Raw genomic sequence first — 14,449 nt, 5'->3', positions numbered from 1 at the left:
TCCCTGTTGGCAGTATACGGGAGCGCTACGCAAATCAGGAAGGAATTACCAAACTCGAAGTGGATTCCAAAGGCTTTGGAGACTTTGTTCCGGTCTATGTTTTGAAGGATGAGATGTTATCTGAAATAGAGAATGTGACGGTGTTAGCGGCAGTACACTTTGGCCGCGTGGCTAAAGGAAATGGCAAACATGGTGTGCAGATGACGGTATATGTAAAACCAAAAGGTTTGTTTGGGGAAGTATATATGCTATTAATCAAGCCTTTTCGATTGCTTGTCGTTTATCCGGTCATGCTCAGACTCATTGGACGCCAATGGGAAAAGTTTCAGCAGAAAATTGTTTCCGACAAACTTAAGATTAATTAATTTACATGGAATTGACGCTTAGGTAAAGGGGAAATGCAGAAACTAATCTACTTCATTGTTCATTTTTTGTTTTGGACAACCTTTGTTGCCCTGTCATGGATGAGCGTCAGTTCCAATCCTGCTGAACTCGAATTTTTGTTTACACACGCTGGGGCACCTTATATTTTGTTGCTGTGGGGGATTATCAACTTCTATTCTTTCTACTATTATTTTCAGCCGTTATTTCTTGATTCCGGGAGGTACTTCAGCTATCTCATCGTTTCGGTAATGTTCAGTGCCATCATGTCTCTGGTTTTTGTTTCAATCTTCTGGCTCATGTACCCATCATTTAGGGAATTTGCCCCACAGAAGTTTATGGAGGGTATGATCGGGTCATTTCTAATCTGTCAGTGCGGGAGCTTACTTCGGGGGTTTATCAGTTGGAATCAAAACCTACAGAACAAGACCGCTCTGGAAAATCAGTCGCTTCGTAACGAACTGGCAATGTTGAAAGCCCAGCTTAGTCCGCACTTTCTTTTTAATACGCTCAATAATATAGATACACTGATCTATCAGTCTCAGGACGAGGCATCAGCTATGCTCATCAAATTGTCAGGATTGCTTCGTTATATGCTTTATGAAAGTGATGGCAAAAAAGTGCCTATCGAAAAAGAAATTGCATATATCCGTCAACTGACAGAGTTGCAGCAGATGAGGTTTGAACAATCAGATTATGTGGAATTAATAGTCAACAAATCGACAAATGAACTAACTATAGCACCACTTATATTTCTGCCATTTATTGAAAATGCTTTTAAATTTGTCTCCAAGCCACCAACTATGCCGGCTATAACGATCCACCTTGATGTGTCCGATGATCTCGTACGGTTGACCTGCCGGAATTACTTTATCGACAGGTTACAGGAAACCAACAATAAACGACAGGGGATTGGGCTGACAAATGCCCGCAGAAGATTAGAGTTGCTTTATTCCGATTCATTTGACCTCGAGATATCCACAAAAGACAACTGGTTTGAGGTAAACTTATCCATAAAAACATCATGACAATCTCTTGCATTATCATTGAAGATGAGCCCCTGGCTGCTGACAAACTGGAAGGTTATGTCAAAAGATCCCCTTATCTCGAACTCAAGGAAAAATTTTGCAGCAGTCTTGAAGGACTCAAATACATCAAGGAAAACCCTGTAGATCTCATCTTTCTCGATATTCAAATGGATGAAATGACAGGTATAGAATTGTTGGAGAGCCTAAGTCAAAAACCTCAGGTCATCTTAACAACGGCATACCAGGAATACGCGCTACAGGGCTACGAATTGCATGTGAGCGATTATTTACTGAAACCGTTTGATTTCACAAGATTTTTGAAAGCAGTCGAAAAAGTGTATGGGGAATTTTCCTTGCGTGCCCAAGCAAGCGATGTCCACGGTGGTAGCCTATTTGTAAAAACCGAATATCGGATCGAACAGGTACCTATCGATACCATTCGATATATCGAAGGGATGGGTGATTACTTGCGGATCCATACAGTGGATGGGAAGCCAGTTATGTGCTTACAGAAATTTGCTTCCTTTGAAGCAGCATTGCCACGAAATAACTTTGTCCGTGTTCACAAGTCATATTTGGTGGCCATTGACAAGATCAACAGTATTGAAAGATCTATCATCAGGATGGGAGAAGTACGTATTCCTATCGGAAAAACTTATCAGGACAAGTTTTTTGCACTTCTAGGAAAGAGAGGATTGTTGTAGTGGGGAATGAGTTTTGTGTACTGCTGATAACGTGAATACAAATGCAGGGCGGGATCGACACTTGCTTGCTTTTTGTAAGAGCTCTCCACTTTTTTCAGGCAATTGCTTCTCCGTAAGTTGAGCAAGGTGCAAGAACAACTCTGATTTTAGTGAAACTCTGGGGAGGCTATCTACTCGACTATGGAGCTTTTATCAGTTCAAGAATGTCATCAGAACCAGAGTTGAGATAATGATTGATTCTCAGGATATTATCCATCAAAAGTTCAGTGATATTTTTAGTTGTCAGATTTCCAGTGTTGAGATAGACAATTTTCGGGGGCGTTCCATACATTGCATTAAGATCAACAAAATCAGAATCGAATGTAACCACTGCAAAATCATTCTCTCTGGCAAACTTAAAAATTTCAAAATCTGAAGAATCTTCAAGTCCTACGAATCTTACTTGTTGGCAGCTTGAAAATTGTTTTGGAAGGATTTTTAGAATCCTTGGTGATATGTTCTGATCGAATAAAAGATTCACGTGACAGAAATCAATCTTCTTTCTTTATCTGCTGCATATGCCAGACAAGCATCAATCATCTCATCCGTTAGTTCTTCAAAATCAGACTTAATATCCTCTCGGCTCATTCCGTTAGATAGCCAGTTCAATACATCGTAAACGGTGATTCTGGTTCCCTTAATACAAGGTTTCCCGAAGCGCTTATCTGCTATGATTTCTAAAAACTTTCTGTAGTCCATAAGTTAAAGGTACGAAAATATATCGATTTGGATTGCTTTAAAAGCTTCCAATGCCAAGTCGGTATTTAGGTCTGACACTATGGATCATATATCCCAGCTTCTTCATCAGACTTCATCATTTCTATAAGCAACTTTCGTTGCTCGGCATTCATTTTTTTTTTATAATCAATGATATCTTGATATTTGATCCTTCGGTGCTTACCAATTTTTGTAAAGCTGATTTCCCCATTTTCAAGCAATTTTACCAAGTGTGTCCTTGAACATCCAATCAATTCGGCCGCTGCTTGTGTAGTGATCTCAGTTGCAATAGGAACGATAGACACGGTACTACCTTGGCTGGTTTCCTTCAGGATTTTAGCTAGCAGTTGCAGTGCTTTCAATGGGATTTTAATTCTCTCGTTATTCTCTTCGATTTCAATCTCAGGGAAGTCAAAATGTATTTGATCCAATGCTGTGGCTAGGGCATCATAGGATACCAAGGCTGCTTTTTGTTCTTCTTTAGAGGGTCATTCTATGTTCAGGAGGTTCTTATTAATTTCGGATTACCAAATTTAATTTACACTTACCTTTTTTGTAAGTTACTCCACCGATGCAAGTTGCGTGTCCGGCATTTTGATATGTCTTACCGTCACAACCACAAACAGGGTCATATTCATTTGACAAGTCAACTCTATGACACCATTCAGGTATGTTTTTTTCGCAGGGTTCGTTGTCCTTATCGCATTGAGTAAAAATCAATAAAGTAATAGCAAGCAATAGAAATGTTATCTTTTTCATTTTCACCATCAAAATGTTCTTTCTATGTGGAGTCCTCCTTCAATACCCACTATTGTGAAGTGTGTGCCTTGAATTGTGAATATAGGTCAAAAAGTTGGCCGTTCCAACGGGTGGAGAAGGGTGAAAAATAACCCATATTGAGAATTAAGGCATTCTTTGCTAGAATTCATACAAAGCTGAAATCACCACATGAGTGGCTAAGAAATCCGTAATCATGAACTCCAATGAAAATTAAATACAATGTGAATAAACCGACTCCGTTTCTGTATTTGGTCGTTCGCGCCGGATCAAAGTCTGATTCTGATCACTACAATATCTCCTCCCTCGGGAGGCAAGTTCTCTCGCCTAAAAAAAAAGAAGACGAATCCATGCTTTCCTATTACCTCAAAACCTGCCCGACTATTTCATTCAGGCTGGAGCCACATCCTATCCAGTGAATAACCCCCTTGTCAGAGATATCTGGAGAGACTATAGAGTCGATTAGCGGTAGTGGCTACTTTAATTTACTATCTTAAATATTAATTCTGGAATTGTCGAATATATAAGTCCAATTATAATACTTGAAACTCCAAATAAATCAAGCCAAACATTTGATACTGAAGTATCTATAATTTTCTGTCGAGTTTCACTTATTTTTTCATTTAGACTATTATTAACTAAATCTAAGTCATTTATAACCTTACTTATATTTTCTTTTAGTTCTGTTTTTGTCTTATTAATATTTTTTGTCAGAAATTGAATTTCATCGTCAAAGTACATTATTACGTCCTTAATATCTTTATCATTTGGTCTTTTTGTCGTCTTCATTTCGCCAGTAGTTTTCAATGAAGGAAGTGTAATATTTCCGCTCATGTTGTAAGTCCTTTTTTTACGAAAAAAAGGAAAAGCTCTAAACCAATCTGTGAAAAGTTTGATTAATCCATGACCTTTAAAAAGAATTAGTTTTTGTTTTAGAGAATTAATTATTGTAAGTGCACCAAAAATTTGAAGCGCTAGCCCGTATATTTTAATATTATCAATTGGATTAAGTCCTACATTGATTTGGGAAATGAATCTAACTGCTATTAAAATGGATATGAAATAGAATATATATCGACCGGCATAAAGCCAAGTGACAAGCTTTTTCATTAGCTCAATTATTTTTTATATTGGCCATTACCACTACTTATTTACACCTCTGACCTGATCAGGGGTATTCCACCCTTTCCAGAAGAATAACCCTGATAAATGAAGATTTTTTATCAGGGTTTAATTATACTGATTATTTCTTTAAAGATCATCAAATGGGGATTTGTCATTTTGAAGACTCTTGGTCCTTGTAAAGTCACAGGCTTACTTACGAGTTAATCAACTTCTCAAGCGCACCCCCAACTTTCTCAAATTCAAACCTACCAACCGACTGCTCCATTTTCCCCCTAATCTCCTCAGAACAAAGGTTTCCGATACTTCCTTCGTGGGTATGGGCCACTTTTTCCTGGTCGGGGTGGAAATCGTTTTTCTCTATTGCATATCCTACCTGTTTGTAGGCATCCCTGAACGGAACGCCTTTCAGTACAAGTTCATTGACGACTTCTACGCTGAATACATGTTTATAAAAAGGGTCGGTAAGGATGTTTTCTTTTACCATGATTTCTTGGAGCATAAATGTACTCATGCGGATACAGTCCAATAAGGTCTCAATTCCGGGAAAAATAGCTTCTTTCAACAATTGAAGGTCACGATGGTAGCCAGTGGTCATATTAGTCAACAATAGGGTGACCGTATTTGGGATAGATTGGATCTGATTGGTCTTGGCTCGGATCAGTTCAAAGACATCCGGATTTTTTTTGTGGGGCATGATGCTGCTTCCTGTAGTAAGGTCATCCGGAAAGGATATAAACCCAAAATGCTGGTTCATAAAAATACAGACGTCTGCCGACAGTTTGTTCAATGTTCCCGCTATCCCCGATAATGCAAAAGCAATGTTTTTCTCGGTTTTACCCCGGCTGTTCTGCGCATTGATGACATTGTGGTGGAGGTCATCAAATCCCAACAATTGGGTAGTCAGCGTTCTGTCCAAAGGAAAAGAAGAACCATATCCGGCTGCTGAACCCAAAGGGTTTTTGTTGGCAAGGTGATAGGCTGCCAACATCAGTTCCAAGTCTTCGGTTAGCCCTTCTGCAAAAGATCCAAACCACAAACCAAAGGAGGATGGCATGGCCAGTTGGGTATGGGTATAACCCGGCATTAGGTTGTTTTGGTGTTTTTCAGAAAGCTTAATCAATAGGTTGAACAACTCTTCTGTAGCCTCAATGATTTCCCTGATAGCCGCCCTGTAATATAATTTAAGGTCAACAAGTACCTGATCATTTCTGGACCTTCCGCTGTGCAGTTTCTTGCCCACATCCCCATATCTTTTCGTAAGCAGAAATTCTACCTGTGAGTGGACATCCTCAACCCCATCTTCAATTTTAAACTGCCCTTTTTCAATTTCCAGATAGATTTCTTTCAATCCGCCTTTTAAGGTTTTCAGTTCTTCGGCAGTTAACAATCCTATTTTCTCCAACATGATGGCATGTGCCATCGAACCCAATACATCAAAAGGCGCCAAAATAATGTCAAATTCAGGATCCCGTCCAATCGTAAATGATTCTACTTCTTTTTTGGAGCTGATGTCTTTTTGCCAGAGTTTCATTTGGATTTAAGATTTTAGAATTTAGATTTTTGATTTAAGGCCGATAGAAGGATGAAGGATGAGGGATGAATTTAAAAGGATGAAGGATAAAGGATGAAGGGTTAAAGATAAGGGATGAAGGATGAAAATGGGGTAATTATTTAATATGTATTTGCACAATTACATCAGTAAAATGGCAATTCAATATACTTGGTGGCATTAGACTGGAATTTCCGGTACATCGGTCATCGGTCATCGGACATCTGGCAAAGTGCGGATATCCATTCTATTTAAACATATATTCTCCTAAGATATCAATATAACCTTCAATTCCCTTTTTGATTTCTTCTAGGTAGATGAATTCGTCGGGGGTATGGGACCGGGCCGAGTCGCCGGGGCCGATTTTGATGGATGGGTATGGTATTAAGGCTTGGTCGGATAGGGTAGGGCTGCCGTATTGCTTCAATCCCAGGACACTTCCGACTTTAAGGATTTTATGTCCGTCGGGTACTTTGGAGGAGTTTAGTCTTTTTGATCTGGGTTTTAAATCGGCTTTCAAAACGTTTTGCAGTTCTTCCAATACTTCATCCAAGGTATAACTGTCAGTAACCCGGACATCCAAAGTGTATTGGCAGGTATCCGGAATCACGTTATGCTGCGAACCGGCCTGAATGATGGTAGCCGTTGCCTTGGTTTTACCCAAGAATGGGGATATTTTTTTGAATTGGTAATCTTTGATGGTGTTCAGATCTTCCAATGCTTCATAAATGGCATTTACCCCTTCCTCCCGGGCAGCATGTCCTGCTTTGCCTATTATGGTGGCATCGATGACCATAAGGCCTTTTTCGGCTACAGCCATTTGCATCAAAGTAGGTTCACCTACAATTGCCAATTCAAATGCAGGAAGTTGGCCAAGTATGCTTTCAATTCCATTTGGTCCTGAAATCTCTTCTTCTGCGGTCGCTGCTATGAATAGATTATATGGAAGTTCTTTCTTATAAAAATAGCTGAATACTACAATCAAACTGACAAGACATCCTCCCGCATCATTTGAACCTAGGCCAAACAACTTGCCATTTTCTTCGATTGCGTGAAAAGGATCTTTTGTATATCCTGAATTTGGCTTGACGGTATCGTGATGGGAGTTAAGAAGAATGGAAGGTTTTTTGGCATCGAAAAACTTGTTGAATGCCCAGATATTGTTGCCGCTTTTTTGAAGTGGAATTCCCTCAGATTCAAAAAATTGCTGGATGATGTCTGCAGTGTAGTTTTCCTGTTTGCTGAATGAAGGAGTCTCTATCAATTCCTTCAAGAGTGAAAGGGCATCTTCAAAAAGATCTTCGATATCGGGGGCTTTCAAATTCATTTTTTTAATGGACTGAAATAATCCAACCTTTTCGTGGGGTTGGAAACCTTGGTTGGAATGGGATATTAAAGGTAAAAATAAAAAGCCTGATCAATAAAGATCATAGCGATGATTTTCGATGGTGGTACCCGAAAGTTTTCCCTTTGCTGCCAAAAGGAGATTTTCAGCTTTACCTATCCAGACATGGTTTACACCTTTGTGAAGGGCCGCAAATGCATTGTCCAATTTGGGAATCATTCCGGAGTGAATGACTTCTTCTTTTCTCAGTTCGGCATAGATATCTTCATTGATCAAAGGGACAATAGAATTATCGTTTTTCTCATCAATTAGCACACCCGACTTATTGAAACAGAAATAAAGTTTCACATCATGTTTTTCTGCCAAAGCGGTTGCCATTTCAGAGGCGATACTATCCGCATTTGTGTTGAGAAGCTGTCCTTTTTTGTCATGGGTAATGGCACTGACCACAGGTATGATATCTTCCGAAACCAAATAGGTGATTAGATCTACATTTACTTCCTTTATATCGCCAACAAAACCATAATCAATGGTCTTGACAGGTCTTTTGGTGGAACGGATCAAGTTGCCGTCGGCACCTGTCATCCCCAGGGCATTTTGTTTCAAACTTTGAAGTTTGGCTACGATCTGCTTATTGATGAGTCCGGCATAAACCATGGTAACAATTTCGAGAGTGTCTTTATCTGTAATTCTCCTTCCATCCACCATTTGTGGCATGACGCCAAGATTTTCTCCAAATTTTGAGGCCATAATGCCTCCTCCATGTACAAGGATTTTCTTTCCGGGAAACCTGGAGAATAAAAATAGAAACTCATCCAACTTCTCCGGGAAGTCGATGACATTTCCACCGATTTTGATAATACTGATATTCATTGTTTATAGGTTTAAGCGCATTTTAATTTATTTAGCCTAAAATATGGCTTATTACTGCCTGGGCAGCATATATTCTGTTTTTGGCCTGTTCCTGCACCAGACTTCTAGGACTGTCCAATATCTCATCTGACAACTCAAGATTTCTTCTGACAGGAAGGCAATGCATTATTTTTGCTTTTTTGGCTTTTTTCAAGTGCTTTTCCGTCAGCATCCAGGAATGGTCAGTTGTAATGATTTTACCATAATCATTGAAGGCAGACCAATTTTTGACATAAACAAAATCAGCATTTTCCAAGGCTTTTTGCTTATCATATTCAATTTTGGCACCTTGGGTAAATGCATCGTCTAGTCCGTAACCTTCTGGAAAAGTAATCGTCAGGTCATGACCGCAGCCTAAAGCCCATTCTGAAAAAGAGTTGGCCACAGCATGTGGGATGGCTTTGATGTGAGGGGCCCATGTCAAAACCACTTTTGGTTTATTTTCCTTGGTCCAATTTTCTTGGATCGTGATCATATCTGCCAGGCTTTGGAGGGGATGGCGGATGGCACTTTCCAAACTGATGACAGGTTTTCCGGAATATTTGATAAACTGGTTGATTACAAAATCTTCAATGTCCTCTTGCTTATTGGTCAAACTGGGAAATGCCCTGATGGCTAAAATATCAAAATATGTCCCCAAAACCGCCGCTGCATCTTTGATATGTTCGATGGTACCTTTGTTCATTACCACACCTTCTTTCATTTCCAAAGCCCAACCCTCTTTGTCCATATTCATGACAATGGCATCCATACCCAGCTGTTGAGCTGCTATCTGAGTACTCGCCCTTGTCCTGAGTGATGGATTCAAAAATATGCAACCAATCCTTTTCCCTTTTCCTTTTGCCATGTCAACCCAAGGGTTTTCTTTGTATTGAAGGGCTTGTTGGATAAGATTTTCAGCTGTTGTTCTATTTTCAAACTTTATAAAGTTTTTCATTTGATGCAAAAGTTGTCCGCTTCTCGTGAGACAAACTTGGTTTATTTAAATCAATATTTTCTTTAAACTATCCAAAAATGAAGAAAGTTCTTTCATTTCAATATTTAATGGAGGGAGCAAACGAATGGTATGTTTTCCTGCTGAACTGCCAGTAAATATTTTGTATTTATTTACCAATTCAGAACGAACCGGTCCAGCCTCTCTTTCCAAGTCAATCCCAATCATCAAACCTTTGCCGCGCACCTCTTTTACTCCCGGGATGTTTTTTAATTCCTGGATCAAAAACTCTCCCATTTTTGCAGCGTGAATCATTAGGTTTTCTCTTTCCAATACTTCCAAAACTGCCAAACCCGCTGCACATGCCAAGTGGTTGCCTCCGAAGGTAGTTCCGAGTAAACCATAGGAAGCTTTGAAATCCGGGTGTATAAGTACTCCTCCGATCGGGAATCCATTCCCCATTCCTTTGGCCATGGTGATCAGGTCAGGAACCAATCCTTCTACCCATTGATGGGCAAAGAATTTACCGGTTCTACCATATCCTGATTGGACTTCATCCAAAATCAGTTTCGCACCATTTTCTTTTGCCAATCCGGAAATGGAAAGCAAAAACTCCGGTTCAGGGATATGAATTCCCCCAACTCCCTGAATACCTTCAATAATGATGCCTGCAATATTTCCTTGTTGAAGCTGATTTTTTACTGCACTTAAATCTCCCCAGGGAAGGATGTGTGCATCTTCTCTTTGATTGGAAGGGGCTATGATTTTGACATTGTCAGTAAGTACCACTGCACCGGAAGTTCTGCCATGAAATGCACCTGAAAAAGAAATGAAACCAGATTTCCCGGTTGCAAAAGAGGCCAATTTCAAAGCGTTTTCATTCGCTTCCGCACCTGAGTTGCACAGGAAGAGGTTGAATTCTCTGTAACCTGATAATTCGCCCAACTTGTTCGCCAAAAGTTTTTGAAGTGGGATTTGGACAGAATTGGAGTAAAAGGTGATCAAATCCAATTGCTCTTTCAACCTGTTATTAAAATGCGGATGACTGTGACCGATTGAAATCACGGCATGTCCACCATAAAGGTCTAAATATTCATCACCTTTATCATCCCACAGTTTAGCCCCAAGGGCTTTTACCGGGGTTACATTCATCAATGGATATACATCAAATAAGTTCATGATCTGAAGTTTAAAAGGCGATACTCTTAAGATTTAATCCACTTGACTCTTCCAGACCGAAAGCAAGATTGAAGTTTTGGACTGCCTGCCCGGAGGCTCCTTTTAGCAGGTTGTCAATGGCCGAATAGGCAACGAGTTGCCCATTTGCCACTTGGATATAAACAATGCATTTATTGGTATTTACAGCTTGTTTCATATCAATATCATTGTCAGAAACATGTGTGAAAGGAGCATCTTTGTAAAAGTCCCTGTAAACTTGAATGGCTTCTTTATTCGAACCGGAAAACGGGAAATACGCCGTTACCCAAATCCCTCTCGAAAAGTTTCCCCTGAAGGGAACGAATAGTAAATTTTGATCAAATCCATTTTGCAATTGCCCAAAAGTCTGTTTTATTTCCTTTAGATGTTGGTGGGTGAATAGTTTGTAAACAGACATGTTGGAGCTTCTATAACTGAAATGCGAAGTCTCGCCCAATTTTTTGCCAGCACCTGTACTCCCAGTGATACCCGAAATATGGACATCATCATTTACCCAACCTTTAACAACTGCCGGAGCCAAGGCCAATTGAATTCCTGTGGCAAAGCAACCCGGATTGGCTATTTTTTTTGCGGATTTGATTTTGGATTTATTGACCTCGGGGAGACCGTATACAAAACCATTACTTTCATCCCTGAAGTCCGTACTCAGGTCGATGATAACTGTTTTTTCGGGAAAGGGATGAGTTTCCAAAAAACCTTTTGTCTCACCATGGGGCAATCCCAGAAAGACAGCATCGATTCCTTCAGTTTCTACTTTATCGGTGAATACCAAATCCGTATCACCGATTAGGTCGGGGTGGGCATCGGTTACTTTTTTTCCTTTTTGGCTATTGCTGTGCACATACACCAATTCGCAATTTGGATGATGCACCAATATTCGTAGTAATTCCCCTCCTGTATATCCAGCGGCTCCAATGATTGCTGTTTTAATCTTCTTCATGGTGGTTGACTTGGTGGAAAATTGCAGTTTGGTTTCCAAGGATTCTGGTAAATCCTTTAACATCTTCCCCTGTATATCCTTTGTTCATTTCCCCATAACTACCAAATCTGGAGGCCATCAGGTCATGTTTGGATTCAATGCCGATCAATTGGAAACGGTAGGGGTGGAGCATCAGTTGAACGGTTCCAGTTACAAACTCCTGAGTGCTTTCCAGGAAGGCTTCAAGATTTCTCATGACAGGATCCAGATAATGGCCTTCATGCAAATGGTTTCCATAAAACTCGGATAACTGATTTTTCCAAAAAGTTTGCCATTTGGTCAGGGTATGTTTTTCGAGCAATTGATGGCCTTTGATGATGATCAAAGCTGCGGCAGCTTCAAAACCCACCCTTCCTTTGATTCCAATAATGGTATCGCCTATATGGATATCTCTACCTATTCCAAATGGAGCTGCGATTTCCTGAATCTTTAAAATTGCGTCCACCGGATTTTCATAGGTTTTTCCATTGACTGATTTGATTTCTCCTTTTTCAAATCCGATTTCCAATGCTTCACTTTCTGATTTAGATACCTGAACAGGCCAAGCACTTTCCGGTAGGGTCTGATTGGATGTCAAAGTTTCTTTTCCACCAACAGATGTGCCCCAAATTCCTTTATTGATAGAGTAGGCAGCTTTTTCAAAATTCATGGAAACACCATGTTTTTTGAGATAAGCTATTTCTTCTTCCCGGCTCAATTTGAGATCACGGATAGGAGTGATGATTTCTATATCAGGTACAATCGTCTGAAAGATCATGTCAAATCTCACCTGATCGTTGCCTGCACCGGTACTGCCGTGGGCTACGGATTTGGCCCCTATTTTTTTTGCATAATCAGCTAAAGTTTTTGCTTGAAGTATTCGCTCGGCACTGACAGATAGGGGGTAGGTCTGGTTTTTAAGTACATTTCCAAACACCAAGTATTTGAGGACTTCCTCATAATAAGTTTTGGTAACATCAAGTACCGTAAAGGAGGCAATGCCCAAACTATTGGCCCTTGTTTCGACTCCTTGAAGTTCTTCAGCAGAGAAACCACCGGTATTGATCAATACAGCATGGACTTCATAACCCAGGTCTTTGGATAAATGCAAGGCACAAAAAGTGGTATCCAATCCACCGCTGTAAGCTAATACTGTTTTTTTCATTTTGGATTTTTTTTGAAATGTCATTAAGGAGATGGCATTTGGTTTAAAATAGGCCGAAAGTTTTGTTTTTTGTCTTTTGGATATTGAGCATCACATATTTTTTCAATCGGGTCCAACGCTCAAATAATTTGATGTTTTTCCTGAAATCTTCCCGGAGTGCTACCTCCTGGACTTTGGCTTTTTTGGAAGGATCATAAAGCATGGCCGTGCAAAGACAGTTTTGTCTTGCCTTGCTTTTCAGGATTTCAACGTTTACGCAGCTATTGCAGCCTTTCCAGAAATCCTCATCATCCGTCAAATCTGAATATGAAACAGGTATATATCCCAATTCGGAGTTGATCTTCATTACTGCGGCACCTGTAGTCAGACCGAAGATTTTGGATTCCGGGAATTTGGTTCGGCTTAATTTAAATATTTCACTTTTGATCTGACTGGCCAAGCCAAATCTACGGAACTGTGGGGCTACGATCAAACCTGAATTGGCCACGAATTTACCATGACCCCAAGCTTCGATATAGCAAAAACCTGCCCATTCCCCTGTTTTGGTGGTGGCAATAACGGCTTTCCCTTCCTTCATTTTTGTTTTGATATATTCGGGGGATCTTTTGGCTATACCTGTTCCGCGCGCTTTTGCTGACTCTTCCATTTCAAGAGTAATGGTCTCTGCATAGTCACAGTCTTTTTCGGTAGCAGGTCTTATGATAAAGGAATGATTTTCCATTTTGTCCAATTGGAGATAAATGAATAGATGCTGACTTTCTAGGTCAAATGAATAAATATATGTGATAATGCTATTGTAGGTTATCCACGTAGGACACCAAAGGTATTACAGGGGCATTGCCCTGAAACTGTTCCTGAATCTCCTCAAAGGAGTTAAAAATGACATAGCAGCGAAACCCAGTGCTGAGGAGTTTGATTGAAAGGCTATGTTGTTGCTGTTTGACATTTAATTGGAAAACGTATACAAATGTTACAAGGTTTGAAATAAGATGCAAGAATTCTTGCTATTTATTTAAGGATTGTATGCCATTTTTGGTTAAATGGTTATTGAGTTGTTTGGTTTTTGAAATTTACCTGTTTTAGGTTTTGCCATTTAATTTTAACAGTAAACCATTCATGCTTTTGCCATTTCTTTTAAAGCACCTACGAATACGTCCAATTCTTTTGGAGTTGTATAAATGTTCGGAGTGATTCTGCATCCGACCACTCCAGCAGAATTAATGCCAACAGTGTAGATTTTATATTTATCCATCAGGATTTTGGCCATTTGACCAGGGTCCGTTCCTTCAATACCCACATTGGCGATTCCACATGACCGGGAAGGGTCTTCAGGAGTATTCACATTTATCCCGGGGATATTTCTGACTTGGTCAGACCAATAGCGTTGCAGGTATCTTAGCCTCGCTTCTTTTCTTTCTGCGCCTACCATTTCAAAATAATCAAGCGCATCATTTACTGCCAGGTCGGTTGCTACAGGATGGGTTCCGGTGTGGTTCAGGTTTTTGATGTTGGCATGGTCCAATTGATATGGTGCTAAAAGAGGCCATATTTTATTGATTTTGTTCTTTTTGACATACAACAGGCCTGCACCAAGCGG

The 14,449-nt window shown here is 40.0% G+C and carries 16 protein-coding genes; 3 read left to right on the top strand and 13 right to left on the bottom strand.

Translation table 11 applies throughout. From position 1 onward, the window contains the following. The 3 genes from ACEW8O_RS14345 to ACEW8O_RS14335 form a co-directional block, all read left to right on the top strand. A partial coding sequence (locus tag ACEW8O_RS14345; protein WP_373495315.1) for a DUF2867 domain-containing protein occupies positions 1-365 on the top strand: 365 nt, incomplete at its 5' end. 33 nt (positions 366-398) lie between these two features. Continuing rightward, positions 399-1,409: a sensor histidine kinase gene (locus ACEW8O_RS14340; protein ID WP_373495314.1), complete on the top strand. Its 1,011-nt coding sequence runs from the start codon at positions 399-401 to the stop codon at positions 1,407-1,409. Further along, positions 1,406-2,113, top strand: a complete 708-nt coding sequence (locus ACEW8O_RS14335; RefSeq protein WP_373495313.1) for a LytR/AlgR family response regulator transcription factor — start codon at positions 1,406-1,408, stop codon at positions 2,111-2,113. Before ACEW8O_RS14340 ends, ACEW8O_RS14335 begins: the two co-directional genes overlap by 4 nt. Before the next feature lie 178 nt (positions 2,114-2,291). On the opposite strand, the gene ACEW8O_RS14330 is transcribed toward ACEW8O_RS14335, so the two are convergent. The 13 genes from ACEW8O_RS14330 to ACEW8O_RS14270 form a co-directional block, all read right to left on the bottom strand. After that, positions 2,292-2,633 (bottom strand): DUF5615 family PIN-like protein, encoded by a 342-nt coding sequence (locus tag ACEW8O_RS14330; protein ID WP_373495312.1) that lies wholly within the window; start codon positions 2,631-2,633, stop codon positions 2,292-2,294. Then, positions 2,630-2,851: a DUF433 domain-containing protein gene (locus ACEW8O_RS14325; protein ID WP_373495311.1), complete on the bottom strand. Its 222-nt coding sequence runs from the start codon at positions 2,849-2,851 to the stop codon at positions 2,630-2,632. Before ACEW8O_RS14325 ends, ACEW8O_RS14330 begins: the two co-directional genes overlap by 4 nt. A 77-nt stretch (positions 2,852-2,928) precedes the next feature. Next, positions 2,929-3,330: a helix-turn-helix domain-containing protein gene (locus ACEW8O_RS14320; protein ID WP_373495310.1), complete on the bottom strand. Its 402-nt coding sequence runs from the start codon at positions 3,328-3,330 to the stop codon at positions 2,929-2,931. 796 nt (positions 3,331-4,126) lie between these two features. Then, positions 4,127-4,756 carry a hypothetical protein gene (locus tag ACEW8O_RS14315; protein ID WP_373495309.1) on the bottom strand — a complete coding sequence of 210 codons (630 nt, stop codon included), beginning with the start codon at positions 4,754-4,756 and terminating at the stop codon, positions 4,127-4,129. A 208-nt stretch (positions 4,757-4,964) separates the two neighbouring features. Next, entirely contained in the window at positions 4,965-6,302 is a 1,338-nt protein-coding gene (gene argH, locus ACEW8O_RS14310) for an argininosuccinate lyase (protein ID WP_373495308.1), read from the bottom strand. A gap of 265 nt (positions 6,303-6,567) precedes the next feature. Continuing rightward, positions 6,568-7,647, bottom strand: coding sequence for a M20 family metallo-hydrolase (locus tag ACEW8O_RS14305; protein ID WP_373495307.1), 1,080 nt, complete (start codon positions 7,645-7,647; stop codon positions 6,568-6,570). A gap of 90 nt (positions 7,648-7,737) precedes the next feature. Beyond that, positions 7,738-8,538, bottom strand: a complete 801-nt coding sequence (gene argB / locus ACEW8O_RS14300; protein WP_373495306.1) for an acetylglutamate kinase — start codon at positions 8,536-8,538, stop codon at positions 7,738-7,740. Positions 8,539-8,569: 31 nt separating this feature from the next. Further along, complete coding sequence (locus ACEW8O_RS14295; RefSeq protein ID WP_373495305.1) at positions 8,570-9,514, bottom strand: N-acetylornithine carbamoyltransferase; 945 nt, start codon at positions 9,512-9,514, stop codon at positions 8,570-8,572. 45 nt (positions 9,515-9,559) lie between these two features. Continuing rightward, the gene (locus tag ACEW8O_RS14290) at positions 9,560-10,690 is read right to left on the bottom strand and encodes an aspartate aminotransferase family protein (protein ID WP_373495304.1); all 1,131 of its coding nucleotides are present in this window, start codon (positions 10,688-10,690) and stop codon (positions 9,560-9,562) included. 10 nt (positions 10,691-10,700) lie between these two features. Further along, positions 10,701-11,669 carry an N-acetyl-gamma-glutamyl-phosphate reductase gene (gene argC / locus ACEW8O_RS14285; RefSeq protein ID WP_373495303.1) on the bottom strand — a complete coding sequence of 323 codons (969 nt, stop codon included), beginning with the start codon at positions 11,667-11,669 and terminating at the stop codon, positions 10,701-10,703. Beyond that, positions 11,656-12,852: an argininosuccinate synthase gene (locus ACEW8O_RS14280; protein WP_373495302.1), complete on the bottom strand. Its 1,197-nt coding sequence runs from the start codon at positions 12,850-12,852 to the stop codon at positions 11,656-11,658. Before ACEW8O_RS14280 ends, argC begins: the two co-directional genes overlap by 14 nt. A gap of 43 nt (positions 12,853-12,895) precedes the next feature. Next, a complete protein-coding gene (locus ACEW8O_RS14275; RefSeq protein WP_373495301.1) occupies positions 12,896-13,573 on the bottom strand; it encodes a GNAT family N-acetyltransferase in 678 nt (225 codons plus the stop codon). A 393-nt stretch (positions 13,574-13,966) separates the two neighbouring features. Further along, positions 13,967-14,449 (bottom strand): aminotransferase class V-fold PLP-dependent enzyme (locus tag ACEW8O_RS14270; RefSeq protein WP_373495300.1); only part of this gene is annotated, 483 nt, incomplete at its 5' end.

The sequence above is a fragment of the Aquiflexum sp. genome (assembly GCF_041749095.1).
GTDB lineage: Bacteria > Bacteroidota > Bacteroidia > Cytophagales > Cyclobacteriaceae > Aquiflexum.
This window is presented reverse-complemented; position numbering and strand designations above follow the sequence as displayed.

Excerpts from the sequence above, each read along its gene's own strand:
- ACEW8O_RS14325 (WP_373495311.1), bottom strand. The coding sequence starts at position 2,851 with ATGGACTACAGAAAGTTTTTAGAAATCATAGCAGATAAGCGCTTCGGG.
- ACEW8O_RS14275 (WP_373495301.1), bottom strand. The coding sequence starts at position 13,573 with ATGGAAAATCATTCCTTTATCATAAGACCTGCTACCGAAAAAGACTGT.
- ACEW8O_RS14305 (WP_373495307.1), bottom strand. The coding sequence starts at position 7,647 with ATGAATTTGAAAGCCCCCGATATCGAAGATCTTTTTGAAGATGCCCTT.
- ACEW8O_RS14290 (WP_373495304.1), bottom strand. The coding sequence starts at position 10,690 with ATGAACTTATTTGATGTATATCCATTGATGAATGTAACCCCGGTAAAA.
- ACEW8O_RS14340 (WP_373495314.1), top strand. The coding sequence starts at position 399 with ATGCAGAAACTAATCTACTTCATTGTTCATTTTTTGTTTTGGACAACC.
- argC (WP_373495303.1), bottom strand. The coding sequence starts at position 11,669 with ATGAAGAAGATTAAAACAGCAATCATTGGAGCCGCTGGATATACAGGA.
- ACEW8O_RS14315 (WP_373495309.1), bottom strand. The coding sequence starts at position 4,756 with ATGAAAAAGCTTGTCACTTGGCTTTATGCCGGTCGATATATATTCTAT.
- ACEW8O_RS14295 (WP_373495305.1), bottom strand. The coding sequence starts at position 9,514 with ATGAAAAACTTTATAAAGTTTGAAAATAGAACAACAGCTGAAAATCTT.
- ACEW8O_RS14335 (WP_373495313.1), top strand. The coding sequence starts at position 1,406 with ATGACAATCTCTTGCATTATCATTGAAGATGAGCCCCTGGCTGCTGAC.
- argH (WP_373495308.1), bottom strand. The coding sequence starts at position 6,302 with ATGAAACTCTGGCAAAAAGACATCAGCTCCAAAAAAGAAGTAGAATCA.
- argB (WP_373495306.1), bottom strand. The coding sequence starts at position 8,538 with ATGAATATCAGTATTATCAAAATCGGTGGAAATGTCATCGACTTCCCG.
- ACEW8O_RS14280 (WP_373495302.1), bottom strand. The coding sequence starts at position 12,852 with ATGAAAAAAACAGTATTAGCTTACAGCGGTGGATTGGATACCACTTTT.